The 19,018-nt window shown below is 61.5% G+C and carries 14 protein-coding genes; 8 read left to right on the top strand and 6 right to left on the bottom strand.

Translation table 11 applies throughout. The features are described from left to right. Positions 1 to 29 precede the first annotated feature (29 nt). The 5 genes from J7U37_RS19075 to J7U37_RS19055 all read left to right on the top strand — a co-directional run bounded on the left by J7U37_RS19075 (position 30) and on the right by J7U37_RS19055 (position 7,260). Positions 30 to 1,901, top strand: a complete 1,872-nt coding sequence (locus tag J7U37_RS19075) for an ABC transporter ATP-binding protein (RefSeq protein WP_247636713.1) — start codon at positions 30 to 32, stop codon at positions 1,899 to 1,901. 322 nt (positions 1,902 to 2,223) lie between these two features. Then, positions 2,224 to 2,433 carry a hypothetical protein gene (locus J7U37_RS19070; RefSeq protein ID WP_056189755.1) on the top strand — a complete coding sequence of 70 codons (210 nt, stop codon included), beginning with the start codon at positions 2,224 to 2,226 and terminating at the stop codon, positions 2,431 to 2,433. 67 nt (positions 2,434 to 2,500) lie between these two features. Then, a complete protein-coding gene (locus tag J7U37_RS25325; protein ID WP_247636712.1) occupies positions 2,501 to 4,600 on the top strand; it encodes a right-handed parallel beta-helix repeat-containing protein in 2,100 nt (699 codons plus the stop codon). Positions 4,601 to 4,925: 325 nt separating this feature from the next. Next, positions 4,926 to 6,272: a UDP-glucose/GDP-mannose dehydrogenase family protein gene (locus J7U37_RS19060; RefSeq protein WP_247636725.1), complete on the top strand. Its 1,347-nt coding sequence runs from the start codon at positions 4,926 to 4,928 to the stop codon at positions 6,270 to 6,272. A gap of 22 nt (positions 6,273 to 6,294) precedes the next feature. After that, positions 6,295 to 7,260, top strand: coding sequence for a UDP-glucuronic acid decarboxylase family protein (locus J7U37_RS19055; RefSeq protein ID WP_247636711.1), 966 nt, complete (start codon positions 6,295 to 6,297; stop codon positions 7,258 to 7,260). A 19-nt stretch (positions 7,261 to 7,279) separates the two neighbouring features. Here the strand turns inward: J7U37_RS19055 and J7U37_RS19050 are convergent, their stop codons facing one another. From J7U37_RS19050 to J7U37_RS19035, 4 genes are all read right to left on the bottom strand, one after another. Further along, the gene (locus J7U37_RS19050; protein ID WP_247636710.1) at positions 7,280 to 9,391 is read right to left on the bottom strand and encodes an exopolysaccharide transport family protein; all 2,112 of its coding nucleotides are present in this window, start codon (positions 9,389 to 9,391) and stop codon (positions 7,280 to 7,282) included. A gap of 155 nt (positions 9,392 to 9,546) precedes the next feature. Then, the gene (locus J7U37_RS19045; protein WP_247636709.1) at positions 9,547 to 10,926 is read right to left on the bottom strand and encodes an O-antigen ligase domain-containing protein; all 1,380 of its coding nucleotides are present in this window, start codon (positions 10,924 to 10,926) and stop codon (positions 9,547 to 9,549) included. Positions 10,927 to 11,112: 186 nt separating this feature from the next. Next, positions 11,113 to 12,438 carry a lipopolysaccharide biosynthesis protein gene (locus tag J7U37_RS19040; protein WP_247636708.1) on the bottom strand — a complete coding sequence of 442 codons (1,326 nt, stop codon included), beginning with the start codon at positions 12,436 to 12,438 and terminating at the stop codon, positions 11,113 to 11,115. 21 nt (positions 12,439 to 12,459) lie between these two features. After that, a complete protein-coding gene (locus J7U37_RS19035; protein ID WP_247636707.1) occupies positions 12,460 to 13,461 on the bottom strand; it encodes a GNAT family N-acetyltransferase in 1,002 nt (333 codons plus the stop codon). A 197-nt stretch (positions 13,462 to 13,658) separates the two neighbouring features. Here J7U37_RS19035 and J7U37_RS19030 point away from each other — a divergent pair, with 197 nt between their 5' ends. Together J7U37_RS19030 and J7U37_RS19025 are read left to right on the top strand one after the other, a co-directional pair. After that, a complete protein-coding gene (locus J7U37_RS19030) occupies positions 13,659 to 14,444 on the top strand; it encodes a polysaccharide deacetylase family protein (protein ID WP_247636706.1) in 786 nt (261 codons plus the stop codon). After that, positions 14,441 to 15,586 carry a glycosyltransferase family 4 protein gene (locus J7U37_RS19025; protein ID WP_247636705.1) on the top strand — a complete coding sequence of 382 codons (1,146 nt, stop codon included), beginning with the start codon at positions 14,441 to 14,443 and terminating at the stop codon, positions 15,584 to 15,586. The genes J7U37_RS19030 and J7U37_RS19025 overlap by 4 nt, the downstream gene beginning before the upstream one ends. A gap of 63 nt (positions 15,587 to 15,649) precedes the next feature. Here the strand turns inward: J7U37_RS19025 and J7U37_RS19020 are convergent, their stop codons facing one another. Both J7U37_RS19020 and J7U37_RS19015 read right to left on the bottom strand, forming a co-directional pair. Beyond that, on the bottom strand, positions 15,650 to 16,468 hold the full coding sequence (locus J7U37_RS19020) for a WecB/TagA/CpsF family glycosyltransferase (RefSeq protein WP_247636704.1): 819 nt from the start codon (positions 16,466 to 16,468) through the stop codon (positions 15,650 to 15,652). Next, positions 16,465 to 17,730 (bottom strand): glycosyltransferase family 4 protein, encoded by a 1,266-nt coding sequence (locus J7U37_RS19015; RefSeq protein ID WP_247636703.1) that lies wholly within the window; start codon positions 17,728 to 17,730, stop codon positions 16,465 to 16,467. Before J7U37_RS19015 ends, J7U37_RS19020 begins: the two co-directional genes overlap by 4 nt. A gap of 562 nt (positions 17,731 to 18,292) precedes the next feature. Between J7U37_RS19015 and dps the strand changes: the two genes are divergently transcribed. After that, the gene (gene dps, locus J7U37_RS19010) at positions 18,293 to 18,847 is read left to right on the top strand and encodes a DNA starvation/stationary phase protection protein Dps (protein ID WP_056189785.1); all 555 of its coding nucleotides are present in this window, start codon (positions 18,293 to 18,295) and stop codon (positions 18,845 to 18,847) included. Positions 18,848 to 19,018: the final 171 nt, after the last annotated feature.

Here is a 19,018-nt window from a genome sequence, read left to right as displayed (position 1 = left end):
AAGGAGCGCTGCAACGACCGGATGATCTCATGTTTCTCGATTGGCTCGAACGCCGGATCGACACCTTCGCGCCGTTCGACGACGGGCGCATGCCGCCGAAGACGGTGATGGGCTTCGCCGGGTTCTACCTGCGCCCGGTCCGGTCGGCGCTGATCGTCCTGTTCGTGGTGGCGATCGTGGCCGGGACCGTCGAGGCCTCGCTCTACATCTTGATGGGCTGGTTCATCGACCTCCTGAACAAGGCGGACCGCGCCACCCTCTGGCAGGAGCACGGCACTGCTCTGATGCTGGCGGCCGGTCTTCTGATCGTGGTCCGGCCGATCACCATCTGGCTACACGAGATCCTGTCGAACCAACTCCTGGTGCCGCAATCCACCAACCAGATTCGCTGGCGCACCCACCTCTACACCCTCGGGCACTCGCTCTCGTATTTCCAGGCGGACTTCGCCGGGCGCCTCGCCAACCGAGTGGTGCAGGTCGGACCGGCGGTCCGCGAACTCGCCGTCGTGTTCATCGACACGCTGCTCTACGTGGCGATCTACGCTGTCACGGCGGTCGGTCTGTTCGGCTCGATCTCCCTGTGGCTCGCGCTCCCGGTGGTGGTTTGGATCGCCGCCTACGCCCTGCTGACCCGCTGGTTCGTGCCACGCGCCCGCGCCCGATCGCTGGTCACCGCCGACACCCGCTCGGCCCTGATCGGGCGCATCGTCGACAGCTACACCAACATCCTGACGGTCAAGCTCTTCGCCCGCGATCGCGAGGAGCGGGCGGCGGTGCGCGACGCCGTCGACATCCACACCAAGGCCTACCTGCACCAGTTCCGGTTGGTGAGCAGCACCACGACCCTGCTCGGCCTCCTCAACAGCCTGTTGATCCTGTCGACGGCCGCCGTCTGCGTGGTCCTGTGGCAGCGCGGCGGCATGACCACCGGCGAAGCCTCGGCCGGCCTCGCCCTGGTGCTGCGCCTGATGGCGATGTCGGGCTGGGTCATGCAGACCGTGCGCGGCATCTTCGAGAATGTCGGCGTGATCCAGGAGAGCATGCAGACCATCGCGCGCCCGCACGCCATCACCGACCGGCCCGATGCCGGGACCCTGGCGGTCGCCGGCGGCGATATCCGCTTCGACAAGGTCGGCTTCCACTACGGCCGCGACGATGCCTCGATCATCGAGAACCTGAACCTGCATATCCGGGCGGGCGAGAAAGTCGGGCTCGTCGGCGTCAGCGGCGCCGGCAAGACCACCATCACCTCCCTGCTCCTGCGCCTGCACGACCTGGAGAGCGGCCGCATCCTGGTGGACGGGCAGGACATCGCAGGCGTCACGCAAGCCTCGCTGCGCAGCGCCATCGCGATGGTGACCCAGGATACATCGCTGCTGCACCGCTCCATCCGCGACAACATCGCGTATGGCCGCCCCGATGCCACGATGGCGGAGGTGGAGCGCGCCGCGCGGCTGGCCCAGGCCGACGGCTTCATCCGCGACCTCGTCGATCACAAGGGTCGCACCGGCTACGACGCTCAGGTTGGAGAGCGTGGCGTCAAGCTATCGGGCGGCCAGCGTCAGCGCATCGCCATCGCCCGGGTGATCCTGAAGGACGCCCCGATCCTGATTCTCGACGAGGCGACCTCCGCCCTCGACTCGCAGGTGGAGGCGGCCATTCAGCAAAGCCTCGACACCCTGATGCAGGGCAAGACGGTGCTGGCCATCGCCCATCGGCTCTCGACCATCGCGGCCCTCGACCGGCTGATCGTTCTCGATGCCGGCCGCATCATCGAGGAGGGCACCCATGCCGAATTGATCGCCGGCGGCGGTCTCTATGCCCGCCTGTGGGAGCGCCAGTCCGGCGGTTTCCTCGGTGACGGTGCGACGGCTCGGACCTACGAGGCCGCTGCGGAATAGGGTTGCAGCTGGGCAGGCGCCCCATTGGAATCAGGTCTCGAGGCCGGCGTGCTGCGTCGCACATCGGTTCAGCCCTGAATGGCGCCGCATTGCGCTTTTCCGTTCAAGTGGGCGGCATCGGGGCGGAAATAACGCGTGTGCGTGGAGAGGGTTAGCAGGGATATGCTCAGAGGTTAATCAAACGCTGCCTGTTTCATGCCCACTCTGCATGGCAGCCCATCCGCATCCTCCCTCGTGCTGCGCTGCGGCAAAGCCTACATTCCGGTCATGGCGACGGGATCACACAGACCCGCCGCACCGACACGTTTGGACGTTCTCTCTCATGGTACACGCAATCCTCACCCATCTTCTGTCCTCCTGGAAGGAGAGCGCATCTGTTCGTCAGATCGCCGATCTCACCGACCAGCAATTCGCCGATATCGGCGGTGAGCGCCTCGATAGCCGCCTGCTCGACAAGGCCCGCCGGCATCGGGCGCGCGAGACCGGACACTTCCACAAGTCGGTGGGTGTGTTCTCCTACCCGACCGCCTAAACTGCCTCGCTGCCGCATCCTCCCGGTGCGGCAACGGGCAGGGGCGGGGGCGGCGATTGAGATCCTGGTGGCGACATGGCGCCGGTCTTCCTCGTGTCGATGGGCGCTGCTGGCGATCGTCGGCTCCTTCCTGCTCTCGTCGTCCAGCCTCGTCTCGCCGGCCTGTGCTGCCGATCCCCTCGTCATCACGGTCGACCCTCAGGCCGTCGGAACGCCGCCGAAGCGAGCGGTCGATCGGGTCCGGGTCGCCAGTCTTCCCGAGGCACTGGCCCTGCGCCGACGCTGGCGCCGCGTCGATTCGCGTCAAGCGATTTCGATCGCGCTCGCTCCGGGTGTTCATCGTCTGTCCGAGCCGGTCCGGTTCGCCCGCGAAGATAGCGGCACAGCCGCGATTCCCCTGGTGGTATACGGAGCCGCAGACGGTTCGACGCGCCTCGTCGGATCCGTTCCGCTCGTGCCTGCGCCAGACGGAATTCCCCGTGACCTCGACGCGACCCTCTTGGTCGACCGAGGCGCAAAATTGCGTGTCTATCGCCTGCCCGCCGCGGTCACCGGCCAGCGCATCCAGGAGCCCCGCACCCTCGCGCGGCGCGATGCCCCGGTCCACCTCGCGCTGTTCGATCGCGCCGGTGCCCTGTGGCCGGCGCGCTGGCCGAACACCGGCTGGGCCAGGACCGCCTCCGACGTAAGTGTCTCGTCTCACAACGAAAATAAGGCCAGTTTCGCCCTGGCGGACGGCCGCTCCGCGCGCTGGCGGCGCGAGCCGGAGCTCTGGGCCGAGGGCTACTGGCGCTGGAACTGGCTGTTCGAAACCTTTCCGGTCGCCGCCGTGGCACCCGACCACCTCACCCTGGAGGCCACACCCTACGAGGGCATCGCCTCGGGCGCCCGCTTCCGGATCGTCCACGCCCTCAGCGAACTCGACGCGCCCGGCGAGTGGTGGCGCGACGCCGGCTGGGGCGTCGTCCTTCTCTGGCCGCGCGATCCCTCCGACGCCGTCGAGGTGGCCGTTACTGACACCCTGCTGAGCGTGGAAGGCGCATCACATCTCCGAATCCAGGCCCTGACCCTGGAACAGGCTCAGGGCGATCTGGTTCGGATCAGCGATGCGGCCGACGTGGTCATTTCCGGTTCACGATTGCGGCGGTCCGCCGGTCGGGCCCTGTCAATCGAGCGATCGACCGCCAGCGGCCTCGAACGCAGCACCGTTGCGGAAACCGGAATTGGCGGCGTCCGTCTGTCGGGTGGCGATCGACACAGCCTGATTCCGGCCGGGCTCTTCGTCCGGGATTGTCGCATCAGCGATTACGCCCAGTCGGCGCGAACTCAAAGCCCAGCGATCATGGTCGATGGCGTGGGTCAGACCGTCGAGGGCAACTACATTCACGATACCGACGAGTACGCGATTCATTTGCGCGGTAACGAACACCGAGTCGCCTGGAACGAGATCACTCGTATCCTTTCGGAATCAACGGATAGTGGAGCGATCTATTCGGGCCGCGACTGGTCCGCTCGGGGTTCGGTGATCGAGCACAACTACCTGCACGATATCCGCGCAGCACCGGGCTTCGAGATCAAGGGGATCTATCTCGACGATATGGCGAGCGGCATCACCGTCCGGGACAACCTGTTCGTTCGGGTCGATCAGCCAATCTTCCTCGGCGGTGGTCGCGACAATCGCATCATCGAAAACCTCTTCGTGGATTCAAGCCCTGCGATCCACGTCGATGCACGCGGCCGGACCTGGGCCCAGGATGCAATCACGGACCCGCAATCGGAATTGCGGGCCGCCTACGCGGCGATGCCGGTCGGCGGGAAGCTGTGGCGTGAGCGCTATCCAGGTTTGGCGACGATCCTGGCTGACGATCCGGCCGCCGCTCGCAACAGCCTGACGGACAATGTCTTTCTAAACAGCGAGCCGTTCCGTTTTGGGGATTTGGCCCGTTCCAGCGAGCAGAACCTCACGCGCAACATCGGTCCAGCCGGCCTTCGTCTGGCGCCCCTGACTCGCAGCGACGAACAGGTCGCTTCACGGAAAGAGAGCGTAAAGCGATTTGAAAACGTGCTGGATGCCACGAACGCCTTGGTGCGCCGGAGAGACTACGATCGGATGGAACGTTCGATCCTACTCAAGCCCTTCGAAGACAATCGACCGGGTCACCCGTAGATTTCCCATTGTTCCCTGCCAATTTCGTGGGTTTTTCCAAGCTACGATGGGACCGAGTGTAACATCGTTAGCGTATGTTGAAGCGTTCTTGGCGGCACCTGCTATCAATAGGGGCAGCGACGAACGATAGGCATGTCCGATTTTTGAATACTTGGCGAAGTCTCATTGAGATCACCCTGCCGCAGCATCCCGGCGGCCTTCATGGGCTGTTTCCGCGCCGCGCCGACCGATTCCGTGATGGATCATCGCATCCTGGGCTGCTAGGCGCCACGGATCGCGGAGACGTCGGTTGCCGGGCATGCGCACCGGCAAGGAAAGGCTTGTCATGCACATCGTGATGGTTGGGTCCGGCTATGTCGGCCTCGTCTCGGGCACCTGCTTTGCGGATTTTGGCCACCAAGTGACCTGCGTAGACAACGATGCGGGTAAGATTGATCTTCTGAATGCCGGGCGCATGCCGATCTATGAGCCGGGGCTGGAAGCCCTGGTGGCCGAGAATGTTCGTCATGGGCGACTGAGATTCTCGACCGATCTCGCCAGCGCAGTCGCTGCTGCGGACGCCGTGTTCATCGCTGTCGGTACGCCGTCCCGCCGCGGTGATGGCTTCGCTGATCTCTCCTACGTGCATGCCGCCGCGCGCGAGATCGCGCACGCGCTGAAGGGTTTCACCGTTGTGGTGACGAAGTCTACCGTGCCTGTCGGAACCGGCGATGAGGTGGAGCGCATCATCCGAAACGCCAGGCCCGACGCCGAAGTTGCGGTCGTCTCGAATCCGGAATTCCTACGCGAAGGCGCCGCCATCGAGGATTTTAAGCGGCCCGACCGCATCGTTATCGGTGCAGACAGCGAACGCGGCGCGGCCATCATGGCTGAGATCTACCGCCCGCTCTATCTCAATCAGGCGCCAATCCTCTACACGGACCGGCGCACCGCGGAGCTGACAAAGTACGCCGCGAACGCATTCCTCGCCACCAAGATCACTTTTATCAACGAAATCGCCGATCTCTGCGAGCAGGTGGGGGCGAATGTTCAGCAAGTCGCCCGCGGCATCGGGCTCGATAACCGCATCGGCTCGAAATTTCTGCATGCAGGCCCCGGCTACGGTGGCTCATGCTTCCCAAAGGATACCCTCGCTCTTGTGAAGACGGCGCAGGACGCCGGCACCCCGGTTCGCCTCGTCGAGACGGTGGTCTCGGTGAACGACCAGCGCAAGCGCGCCATGGCCCGCAAAGTGATCGTCGCCTGCGGCGGATCGGTGCGTGAAAAGACGATTGCCATTCTGGGACTGACTTTCAAACCCAACACCGACGACATGCGCGATGCGCCTTCGCTCTCGATCATCACTGGCCTGCAAGACGGTGGCGCGAAGATTCGCGCCTATGATCCGGAGGGAATGGAAGCTTCTCGCGCGCTTCTGTCGAACGTCACCTACGCCGGGGACGCCTACGAATGTGCCACCGGGGCCGACGCAGTGGTGATCGTTACCGAGTGGAATGCCTTCCGGGCGCTCGACTTCATCCGCCTGCGCGCAGTGATGACTGCACCGGTGATGGTCGATCTGCGCAACGTCTATAAGGCCGAGGACCTAAAGCGCCGCGGCTTCCGCTACACCGGTGTTGGACAGGCGCACAGTCTGTCGCCGACCCCGGACGACGAACACGCCACCGTGTAATGCGAACAGGTTCGGGTCAGGCATGAGAGACGGCGAGACGAAGACGATTTTGGTCACTGGTGGGGCAGGTTTCCTGGGCTCCCATCTCTGTGAGCGCCTGCTGGAGCAGGGTCACGAAGTTCTCTGCGTCGACAATATGTTTACCGGATCACGCCGTAACATCGCCGCCCTTCTCGATCACCCGCGGTTCGAGTTCATGCGCCACGACGTGACGTTTCCACTCTATGTCGAGGTCGACGAGATCTACAATCTCGCCTGCCCGGCCTCGCCAGTGCACTACCAATTCGATCCGGTCCAGACGGCCAAGACCAGCGTCATCGGCGCGATCAATATGTTAGGTCTCGCCAAGCGTCTAAAGATCAAGATCTTTCAGGCGTCGACCAGCGAAGTTTATGGGGACCCCGAGGTCCATCCGCAGCCGGAGGAATATTGGGGCAAGGTCAATCCGATCGGATATCGGTCCTGCTACGATGAAGGCAAACGCTGCGCCGAGACGTTGTTTTTCGATTATCACCGCCAGCATAACCTCTCGATCAAGGTCGCACGCATCTTCAATACCTACGGGCCGCGCATGCATCCAAATGACGGCCGCGTGGTGTCGAATCTTGTCGTGCAGGCCCTACGCAACGAGGACATCACCATCTACGGCGATGGCTCGCAAACCCGGGCATTCTGCTACGTCGACGATCTGATCGAGGGCTTTTTACGCCTGATGCGAACCGATCCTGAGGTGACGGGGCCAATCAACCTCGGGAATCCCGGTGAGTTTTCGATCCGGGAACTCGCCGACCTCGTCATTGAATTGACTGGCTCCCGCTCTCGAATCGTTGCGCGCCCGCTGCCGCCCGACGATCCGCGCCAGCGCCGGCCGAACATCGATAAGGCCAAGGCCATCCTCGACTGGGAGCCAACCGTTTCCCTGCGTGAAGGCTTGATGCGGACCATCGGTCACTTCGACCGCCATCTCGGAGCGAATGTGCCCGCCTGACAAGGGCACCCCAGTCCAATCAGTCCAGCGCCTCCGCGTCGGTGAGGACCATTCCGACGTATGGGCGTCCACCTATCGCTGCCAGAGCCTTGTCCAGGATCGCATAGCGACTCTCGCCGTTCCGGACGGTAATCAACACTGCCGTCACACGAGGGTCAGCCGCGAGCCGCTCCGCTGTGGCATCCGAGCCGATCAGTCCGGCATGGATCACGACGAGGTCGTAAGAGTCCTGAGCGCCCAGGATGCTGTCGACATAGACACGCATTTCGCTGCGTGCAGTCTGGCCGTCCTGCGGAATCAAGGCGAGGCCCGAGCTGTGCCGCACAAGGACATCCGAGAGGTCTGCGCGCCGTGGCATTGAGGTTCCGCCATGACGCGGCGGCAGACCAATTTCGCGGGTAACAGTACCGTCAGCCGATGCGTCGACGAGAAGCACCCGCTCGTTCTCGTGGGCAGCCGAGGCAGCGTAGTCGAGGGCCAGACGTGAGCGACCGACGATATCGTCGGCGGACGTCACCAGGATGACGTGCGGACGCTTGGCTGGCAGATCGCGGCGAAGACGGTTCCGCAGCCGGGTGATCGCTATCTCGTAAGGGCCGCCGCTGAGACGGTCCGTTCCACTCGCGATGCCCCGGCGCAGCGTGGGCAGGAGGCCGAGGACGAGACGCTGCGTCCGCGCCTCGAGGCGCTTCCGGGACCGGACGCGTCCGCTGAACTGCTCGACCGTCAGGCTTCCGCCGATGCCAAGCCCCAGGCCTGCAAGCAGGGCGGCCGCGAGGACGAGGGGCGCTGGCGGACCCTGGCGTCGGGTCGGCGGAAGAGCCGGAGAAATGATGCGTGAAGTTGAAGTGTCGAGCTGCTGCTGCTCTTGCAGCTCACGGGTGCGCACGAGAAAAGCTTCATAGACGCCCCGCCGGGCATCGACCTGTCGCTCTAACTCGCGCAGCTTTACGAAGCTGTCGCCGACGTTGAGGGCGTCCGCCTTACGCTTCTCCAGGGCCTGCGAGAGTTCGACTACATTCGCCATGTTCGAGCGGTATTCGTTACGAATCGCGGCGGCGATGCGCTTCACCTCGGCTTCGAGCTGGTTGCGGGCGCTACGTAGCTGCACGTCGGATGCGTTCATTGCCGGGTGCCGCTCCCCGAGGCTCGCCGCCGCATCGGCCCGCTGGCGCTCGACCTGTGCGAGTTGTCCGCGCAACTGCCCAATGGTCTGCGACTGGAGAACCTCCTGGATCGAATCCAGCTTGGCCGGATCGCTGCTGCTCACGCTTTCGATTTGGCGCAGCTTCGCCTGCTGCTCAGCCGCTTTGGCCCGGGCAGCGCCGAGTTGATCACTCAACTGGCCAAGCTGCTGCTCGCTGACGAGTTGGGTCCGCGTGCCTACCAGATTGTTCTTGTTGCGGAACGCCTGTGCAGCATTCTCGGCCTGCTGAACGCTGTCGCGCAGTTCTCCGAGACGGCTGTTGAGGCCCTCCCGAGCTCGTCGTATCGCTTCGGACCGATTGCTGATTTCCGTCGAGAGGTAGATCTCCGCAATACTCTGAGCAAGGCGGGCGGACTTTTCCCGGTCGTTGGTCGAAACGGAAACGTCGACGGCAAAACTCCGTTCAAGGCGTCTGGCCGACATTCGGTCGCGCAAGGCTCGCAGGGCTGTGAGGGTCGGGTCGGATTCCGGCTCCGACGCTCGGCCTACCAGATGCCCAACCCACGTCCGGAGTCGATCGATGGCGCTGGGCTCTACAAAGTCCTGATCACTGGCAAGCTTCTGTGAAAGCACCACCCTGCGCAGGACGTCGTCCGACTGAAGCACGCGCAACTGACTATCGACCAGAAGCAGGGTCGATTCGTTCGCCTGACTTTGCGGATTGGCCTCGTCCTTCAGAACAGCGAGGCCACGTGGGTCGATGATGAGTTGGGTCGTTGCCGCGTACTGCGCTGGCAGCGCCAGATATCCAACCGCGAGAGCCGATAAAAGGAGAACCGGAAGGATTACGGTGACCCAGCGGCGGCGTAAAATACGGCCGACCTCGCTCATCTCCAGGAACCAGGGGAGGGGCGCGCTCGATACCTCGGTATCGGCACCGAAGTGCTTAAGGATTACGGGTGGGGCGCGTTCGATGACAGCCATGGACGCTTTCCGTTACGCAGTCGGCGGTGGGCAGGCCACCTGCTGGATAATATCCTGCACCGGGACACCGAGACCCAGCGAGTCCCGGTCTGATTGTTCGATCCGGCCGATTTCGGAACAAGTTGCGGCGGAAGCAGCCTGTGTTTGAAGTGCTTTCACGAAATGCGCCACGCGTTTGCGACCGCCGCTTCGGGACGCAGATCGGTCGAGATGGGTGCAGGCCGGTCGGCCCGACCATCCGGAGGCAGCTGAACGCGAATGAAGGCGAGCAGTCCCGCAAGCGCCAGAACATTGACGTTCCAGTCCTGGTAAATTCCAGGCGTGGTCATGCCGTTCAGCACCAGCATCAGCACGCATGATGCGACGAAGCGGCGTCCCCCCAGATCAAGCTTCATGCCCCAGGACAGCGTCGTGAACAGGACGACAAAGGAGAAGCCGAGGCCGATCATGCCCGTGCCGGCCCAGGCGCTGAGAAACATGTTGTGCGAACTCGTGATGAACACGTCTTCCCGGCCCAAGGTTTCAGCAAGTGTCGTAGTCGGGATCAGGAGCTGGATGAACCGGTCGCCGGCCGAGAATCCCGAACCTGCGAGCCGATCCTGCGTCGCAGCGATGAAGGTGGGCCAGAAGGTCGACCGTCCTGTACCATTCGCCAATTCGACAGCCGGCTTCTGCAGGATGGTGGCGAGGAGGTCGAGGAGAGCCGGGAATGCCGCAAGGTCGAGCATCAATAGGACGAAACCCGCGATGGCCGCGAGCGCTCCGAAAATACCGAAGTTACGCAGGACCACATGACGCGACGACATCAACATGGCCGGGCCGACTGCAACGAGTGCCCCCGTGCTGGCCGCCGACCCGGCGACGACGAAGCCAATAAGGGCCAGGCCAAGATAGGCGCCCCGCCGCCTTTGGGGCGGCCGGAAGATGACCAGGAAGCCCAGCATCGCACAAACGTATGGCATCATATTGTTTTTTGCTGCCGAGAAGATAGTTCCGTGCGCTAAACTCTCAAGGATGATCGGCAGTACAGCAGCGAGCCAAGATAGAATGATGATGGCCAAAATATCGGCGAAACGGTATTCAATATCGCTTTGATCGAATATTACAATCGAAGCGTGATAAAAGATCAGCAGCTCTACGCTACGATAAAGTGTATAGGGTGGTACAATCGACCAAGCTGTGCTCAGTCCGTCCATGCCGATCATGAGAGTAAAGGGAAGATAAGGCATTGCGAAGGGCAACAATGCGATGCGGCGGTCGAGACCGATCTTGCCAAGAAGGTAAAGCCCGGTAAGCCCAGTGAGCACCAGGGTGATGATGTTCGAAGCGCTGAGCCCTTCCTCCAGCACCGCGTTTCCGTCCTCGCGGGGGACCGTGAAAACGAGGGGCATGAAGGCGAAGGTGCAGACCAGCACCATTGGCAGGACAAGTCGGGCATCAAGCGGACGTACCGCCACCGCGAGGTTGCGGCGGGCAAGCGGATACAGCATCGTGAACCAAACTGGGATTGCCAGCACAAGAAACAGGTTCAGCAAACGTGTTCCTCCCTCGATGCTCGCGCAGATGCCGATCTCGACACTTCCCTCCAGAAGCGTTTCAGCGACGTGAATAGCCCCGGAATCGTGTTAGGACTTCGAAATTATCGTAAAGGCCGGTAAAATGAGTCCGACGATGCCGGGTCACGCGGATTGGATGCGCCCAGCATTTTTGCCAATTGGCGATTAACCGGCGTGCATCGCTGATCGGCTGTGATTTGCCGATCGTTGTCGCATAATTAGCATGAGGTGCGCCGCCGACATTGCGTGCCCGATCGTGATGACGAACGCAGCGCCGGTGATCCCGGCATAGACAATCATCGGGTACATGATCACTAGTGAGACCATAAGGCTGATCACAAACGCCTGAAAGACCGGCCCAGTATCCTCGATCGCCCGAAAGTATTGGGTTACCATATCACGAATGAAAATGCAGGCGACTGCGACCGCCAGAACGCGGACACTGGTAGCATAGGCTGCGAAGGCTGGCCCGAAGACGAGGCTGAGCCACGTCCCGGCTGGGAGCGCGATGGTGACGAGCAGCAGGCCAACCATGGGACCGAGCTTCAACGCCATTCGCTTCAGATAGGTGCGCAGGCCTTGCTCGCCGCCTGTCTCGAACGCTCGTGCCGCTGCGGTCGGCAGGATATTCTCGGTTGCAGTCAGAAGGATGATGACGAAGCCGACGAGGTACTGCGCTGCGCGCAGACCACCAATCGCTTCGTCACCCAACACGACATCGGCGATGATCCAAGCTAGTTGTTCCTGTCCGAACGTGACGAAGACCAAAGGGAACATCCAGCGCCCGATCCCCCAATGTCGGTGAGCGACAGGCCGAAAGCGCAGTCCACGTCGAGGTGTCCGCCAGATACCGTAAGCAAGGGGAACCACAGTGATGAGGGCAGTTGCCGCCAGGAGTGCGGTGGCTGACGCCGCATCGAGGACGAGTCCGCTCCACCAAACTGCCACGATCGCAAAGGAAAAAACCAAGGCTCGAACGCTATCCATCGCGAAGGCGAGGAGACCGCGTCCACGGATGAACAGGATTCTGCGTACCGTGAGTTGCAGATTCTGCGCGACTGTCAGGGCCGCGCCCGAGACGACGATGTCGAACTCGACGGGATGGTGTCGCAGTGCGAAGATGGCGACGAGCGCCAGCGCTGTCCCGGTCGCTGCAACCAGCGAGACCAGCATGGCGCTGGCTAGGACGGTGGCCTCGTATGTTGAGGCAGCCCGGCGCCCACGTGCGGCAAGCGTCATCATCGGTGCCGTCACCAGGGCGTTGTGCAGCCCCTGTGCGAAAGCCGTGATGATCAGGACCAGTACGAAAAGGCCAAATTCCTCGATGCCGACGAGGCGTGCAACAGCGATACCGCTGAGGAAACCGAAGCCGCTGACGGCAGCCTGATCCAGCACGGAGGCCAGGGCTGGACGCCGGACGAAGCGTTTCATCCGAGCGACGACCAGTTCGTTATCGCGCACCGATTCGATGACAGGGACTCCGTGGCTCATCGTATGAAGCGGACTCGCGGATCAGCGATAGGCAAGGAACGCAGCGGCAGCGTCCCGCAGCCTCGGGGTACGGCCATAGATCCAGCGCGGGCCGCTGAGGGCCACCTTTTTGGTCAATCCATGCTTAAAATCGAAAACACCTCGGTTGTCGGCCGGGTCTATCCCACCGAAATCGAATGTTTGCCGACCTTCCGCGTGAGCTTGCTCGACGAAGCGCCACACGGCCAACGTGGGTGCCGCGCAGGCACGCGCTCGATCGTTGGAGGCGGTGTAGAAGTCCGTAAAGCGTGTGTCAGAGACATGGGCGATCCGAATCAGCACGGGCTCGCCGTTTTCTCGGACTTCAAGAATGCGGTGATGTGGATCATGCGCAATGAGGTCGCGGATAGCTGGACCGTTAAGGCTGTCCCGGAACCCCTTTCTTGCCTGAAGAGCACTGTACATCGTCCAGAACGTGTCGAATGCCGCCAGGCGATCATTCGGATCGGTCAGGAAATGCGTGGTCACATCAGGATTGCGTTGGGCCTTTTTCAAAGCCTTTCGCCAGCGCTGGTCCATTCTCTGCAGAATGATCTCGGTACCCCCTGACACATCGATTTCCAGGGTAAAATATTTAGCCGACTGGACAGGTACAAATCGGTTTTGAAGCAGGGCCAGAATAATGGCGTGGCTCTGAAAGTGTTCGAAGCTGACGGCAAGCAGATCGAAGCGACCGAGTGCAAGGTGGTCCAGGAAGAGATTGATCGCTGCCTCAGCATGCTTCTCGCCCTGCTCCGTCAGGAGTGGCCCCCCCTGGACTAGGATGAAGCGGAGAAACCCCCGCCGCTTCACTTGATACTGTATCAGTGCGACGGGAAGGCCCTCAGTGTTGCGCACTATGAGTCGGGTTACGGTCCACCCGACTCGCGCCTTGTAAGCCCCCCACATCCACGACGAAAAGATGTTGCACCTGGGCAGCGACCAGAGGGTGTCGTCCCAAATTTCGGGTACCAGGCAGGCATCGATCGCTAACGTCGTACTCATCGATTTTCATGCCTTCGACCGGCCTGTGAACGTCAGTTTGGAACGTCGTACGTCGAAACGATCGATATCGCCTCCCGTGTGGGAATGGATTTCCAAGAAAGACAGCAGGGATCCTTAATTTAACGATATGCGCAATCCGAGTTAAGCCGATCCGGTAGTTGGATGAAAAATTTGAACGGGTGTAGTAGGATGCCTTCATGGTGAAAGCACTCAAAACATTCATCCGCGACACGCCGCTTCTGCGCGAAATGGCCTTGCGGGTACGTTCGCTCACTTATTCGATCGCTAACTCGTCCCCTGGCCTCTACACCCTTTGCTATCACCATGTGCTACCCGAGCAGCAGAAGTCTTTTGCTCGACAACTGGACTACCTAAGCGAACTCGGCGATTTTGTTACGGCGGATCGGGCGGCCGATCTTGTGAAGAGTGGCGCCACCCTTGATCGTCGCTACTTTCTCGTCAGTTTCGATGATGGCTATCTCGACAACCTTTCTGTAGCTCTCCCAGTCCTAAAGGCCTCTTCCACACCCGCCATCCTGTTCCTTGTCAGCGATTGGATTGATGCTCCTCCGAAGGCAAACAGGTATGGTGCGAGTTATATGGATCGTTCAGCCGTCGCTGCTTGGCAGTCTGCCGGTCTTGATGTCGGGTCACACTCTGCGACGCACAGAAATCTCCGCCACCTTAGCGAGACAGAGGTTACGGATGAACTCGGTCGATCGCGCCGGGACTTGGAGGCGATGACCGGCGTAGCCATCCGGCACTTCGCCTGCCCATGGGGGGTTGCCAACGTCGACTTCGACCCGGCGCGCGACGTTACTCTCGCACGTCGCGCGGGCTATCGGACGTTTTATACGACAAGGCGTGGTGTCGCGCTTGGGCCGGACGATCTCATGCTCATGCCGCGCCACGTCTTAGAGCCGAATTGGGGACTCTATCAGGTCGACGCCCTGATGGGTGGACGGGCTCGTGACGCTCGATGAATGCCAATCAGGCCATTCGATCGCGAAACAGCGATCGCAGCCGCCCTATCGCGATCATTATCGGTGCACGCGCGCCCTACATGCATCGGCTCTACGAGCGTCTGGGCTCGGAACTGGACCGGCCGCTCCATGTTCTGGCGTGCAGTGCACGGGAGGCCGCGCGCCAGTGGGAGTTGCCCGATCCCAAAGCCTATCGCTTTGAAGTGATCCCGGGCTTACGCTGGTATCGGAGCGCGGTCAGCAACCTCTACATCAACCCGTACATCGTACCCCGCATCATCACGCTCCGCCCGAGCTTGATCGTCGTCAACGACTTCGCTCCGACCATGCTGATGGCCGCTGCGACGGCCCGCTTGCTCGCCATTCCCTATGGTCTGCGCACCGATGGCGTGCCCGATACCGATCCCGGACAACGTTCGTGGTCACATCGAACGATGCGCCGTCTGCTGGTACCGAAGGCTCGGTTCGGTCTCGGAGCGAGTGACGGAAGTTTGCGGTTGCTAGAAGGCTATAGTTTGGCTGCCGAGCGTCTCGCCCTCGCTCCACTGTTTCCCGCCTGGGAGCCGGAAGGTCTTGAGGGCACAATGCAGTCCGACCGCGATCGACCGTATGACATCCTTTTTTGCGGGATCCTCAACGAAGAAGTAAAAGGCGCGCGCTTCTTCACGGAAGTCGTCCTTGCATGTCACGCGCGCGGCCGGGAACTGCGGATCCGAGTCGCTGGAGACGGCCCATTGCGTGGCGAAATGCAATCGCGCTTCGCAGAGGCGGGGGTGAATGCGCACTTCGACGGCTTTGTTCAGCAACAGGGCCTGAACGCAATCTATGCGTCGGCGCGGCTCTTCCTCTTCCCGAGCCGTGGTGATGTCTGGGGGGTCGTCATCCAGGAGGCGCTCCAGTGTGGAACGGCCGTGCTGGCCTCACCGCATTCGGGGAGCGCTCGCGAACTTCTCGACGCCTATGCCTGTGGCGTTATTCGCCCGATGACCGTCGACGGGTGGGTTGCAGCGGCCCTCGATCTGCTTGACGATCCAGAGCGACGCACAAATCTGCGTCACCTGGCTGCGCCGGCGCTCGAGCGCTTTTCCCTTGCTGCTGCAACGGACGCCTACCGAAAAGTGCTGACCGATTCTCCAGATTGAGCGATGGTTCGTGTGCTGACCAGTCACGGTCGGGGGATCTGCTCCATTCGAGGCGAATAGACCTTAGTCGCGTCCTGCACGATTGAAGGCCACGATCGCTAGGAAGCGAGGGACGACCTGCGCATAGCGTGATCTGAGACGGCGCGGCTCACGGATCAGGCGATAGAGCCACTCCAACCCCCATCGCGTCATCATGCGAGGCGCTCGTGCGATCGCTCCGGTGTTGACGTCGAACGCCGCTCCGACGCCCATGCCGATAACCCCCGGAAGGAAGGGTGTGTGGGTGTGGAGGAAGAGCTCCTGTTTCGGTGTGCTGAGCCCAATCCAGAGGATTTGGGTTCCGGCGCTTAACAGCCGTTGATGCAGATCCTGCGATTCCGGTTCGGTCAGCGGCCGATACGGAAGAGTTTCTGCTCCGGCTATGATTAACCCCGGTGCCCGATCGCGCATCTCAGCGGCCAAACGCTCGGCGACCCCGGGACCTCCTCCGAGGAAGAAGTGGCGCCACCCCGCTTCAACACCAGCTCGACAGACGACCTCGACAGATTCGATTCCTGGGACTTGATCGATGCCCCTGTGTCCGCGGAGCCAGCCTACCCAGGCCAGGGGGCGGCCATCCGCACAGACCAGGAGGGCAGCGTCGTGCGCCGCTTTGACGGACGGCTCGTCCTGTGCCCGGACGATCCCATGTGCATCGCGAAACACCACGAAGGTTCCCGGAGCGGTCGACCTGCGGGCCAAGCGACGCCGAATGGCGGATACGAGGCCGTTCATATCCGTGATGGAGATCGGAACGCCGCCGAGGTTGAAATGAGGAACATCCGGATCATGTCCCCAAGCGTAGGAAGATGGCTGGCTGGATCGCGCAATGGGGCCGGTCATGCTGCGTCTCGAGCGGCGGTGTTTGCGCGACTGGCGATCGCTTCGCGATAAATCAGCAGGGCACGGGCGGTGACGACGTCAGCGGTCCATTCCTTTTCGTAGACCCGACGGGCTGCGCGCCCCATGTCCCGCGTGGCAACCGGTGCGTCGGCGATTTGGTTAAGTGCGCGAGCGAGGCTCACGGGATCGCCAGGCTCGACATGCAAACCTGTTCTCCCATCGACGATCAGGTCGGCGAGCGCTCCGATCCGCGATGCGACAACGGGCGTGCCGAGGCTGAACGCTTCGGCGATCACCATCGGCATACCTTCGTACCACTGTGACGGCACCACGAGAGCTTCAGCTCGTGCCATCATGGCTTGGACGGCAGCAGGGGGCTGCGGGCCGAGAAGAGTTACCCCAGGCGTATCGCGGAGCCAGCTTTCGAGAGGCCCTTCGCCGATCAGAGTGACAGGAATTCGGCAGGCACGAGCCGCCTCTGCGAGAGTGGCGACACCCTTCTCTGGAACCAAACGTCCGACAAACAGGACGCCGTTGCGGGGAGCTTCCCTATCGAAGCCTGGGTCCGCGAGCCCGTTGGGTTTGATCCGCACTCGATGGCCTGGAAGACCGGCTGCGAGGAAGCGCGTTCGCGCAAACGGTGTGAGAGCGATGAAACGATCGACGTCGTGCGTCCACGTCCCGGAGCGTCGATGCACGTCGATCATTCGCGCTACCGCGAGCGAACCCAAACGAGACCCTCGGTAGCAAGCGTGCCTTACTGCCTGATACGGAGAGCCATCGATGCAATCTTCGCACGGGCGCCCCTCGCGCATGAGAATACCGTTCGCACAGGTCACGCGAAAATTGTGAAGCGTCTGAACTGTTGCTACGCCTTCCGCCCGTATCGCTTGGTGCACGCCAGGGGATATCTGCGGAAAAACATTATGGGCGTGTACGACATCCGGCCTGAACGCTCGGACCGCGTCGACCACCGTGGCGATCCCACGCTGGGCGTAGGGCGCCTCATAGGCGGTTCGGAGACGGTCCCACCCTGTTCGGATGCCAGCGTTGTCGAAGAACAAAGTCTCTACGCGTTGACCCGAGCGCCGGAGGCTATCGACTTCCTGCGCCACCACTGAATCTTCACCGCCGCGAACCTGATAGCGATTGTGAATCACAAGGATCCGCAACTTGGGTAATCCCGTGTCGGTGCCAGGCTCGGCGATAGGATCGAAAGGTCCTTCGTCGGACTGGTCGAAATCGACTGCTGCCTTTGTCATCACAAGACGCCATGCTTCCGACGGCGGCGCTCTAGCTACCGGATCTCGAGAAGGAATGAGGGTAATTCTCTAAAGAAACGTCACTGCTTTCGGCCTTTTGCCACGCAGTCGCGGTCATTTGAATTACACATGCGCAGAGCAGACGCCTAGGAGGCTCGCCCATGCTGACAAATCCCAGACAGATTCCCAGTGTCCGCGCTGAGCGTTTCAGCTTAAATTCATTTAAAATTCGATAAATCTATCGTGTATCTCGAAAGTTAGTGATTACAACTGGGCGCGAGGGCGTTTTCAATCTGATATCTATGTCGTTGTTCGACAAGGCTCGCCGGGCGTCATCGGGCTGAACGCAAGAGATGCCGTCTTGCGGGGATGGTCCATGCGCTCTGTGCATAGTTAGGAACATGGGCGAGAGCCTGTCGTTGAATGGCAGACAGATCGAACGGGAGGCGCTGATCGCTGCCCAATCGTGATCATGTTCAGCCAAATTCGAGGCATCGTCGCATCATGTGCTCGGGATCTGAGTTTGGTCGTGTGCTCTTTACGAAACTGAAGGACCATCCGAATGGCCGATTCCAAGTCCCAAGCCGGTAATCAGCGTCTCCATGAGACCCAGAACGGTACGAAGTCCAACGCGAAGAAGGTGTCGATCGATGTGCTGAACGCCCGTCTCTCAGATGGGATCGATCTAGCCCTTGATGTCAAACAGGCTCACTGGAACCTGAAAGGACCTCAGTTCATCGGCATTCACGAGATGCTCGATGGCTTCCGCACGGAACTCGATGACTACAATGACAAAGTGGCCGAGCGAATCACCCAACTCGGCGGGACGGCACGTGGCACCGCCACATCCGTGGCCTCAGGATCGCAGCTCGCGCCCTATCCCCTCGATGCCTATGCCGTCGCTGATCATCTTGCAGCGCTCATCGACCGCTATGGCGTTTATGCCAACGCAGTGCGCCAGAACATCGATGACACGGATGAGGCCGGTGATGCTGGCACGTCCGATCTCCTGACCGAAGTTTCGCGCGGGGTCGACAAGCAGCTTTGGTTCCTCGAGGCCCACGTGCAGGAACCGACTGGCAACATGCGCGACGGCGATCACGCTGGCCAGCGCTAAGGCAACGAGAGCGGCCTAGACGAAAACGGGGGAGCGCTGCTTGTAGCTTCCCCTTTTTACGTCGTGCTCCCGGCCGTCTAAGAGGCCGGGAATTCAGTCCCAATGTATTGAGAATGTAAGAGCAGATGCCTGCTCGCGGTATCACATACGACTTCGAAACGAATGAGGTAT

Origin of the sequence: Methylobacterium sp. 37f (genome assembly GCF_023093475.1) — a bacterium.
Taxonomy (GTDB): domain Bacteria; phylum Pseudomonadota; class Alphaproteobacteria; order Rhizobiales; family Beijerinckiaceae; genus Methylobacterium.
Note: the sequence above shows the minus strand (reverse complement) of the source record. Positions and strands in the feature narration are given on the sequence as shown.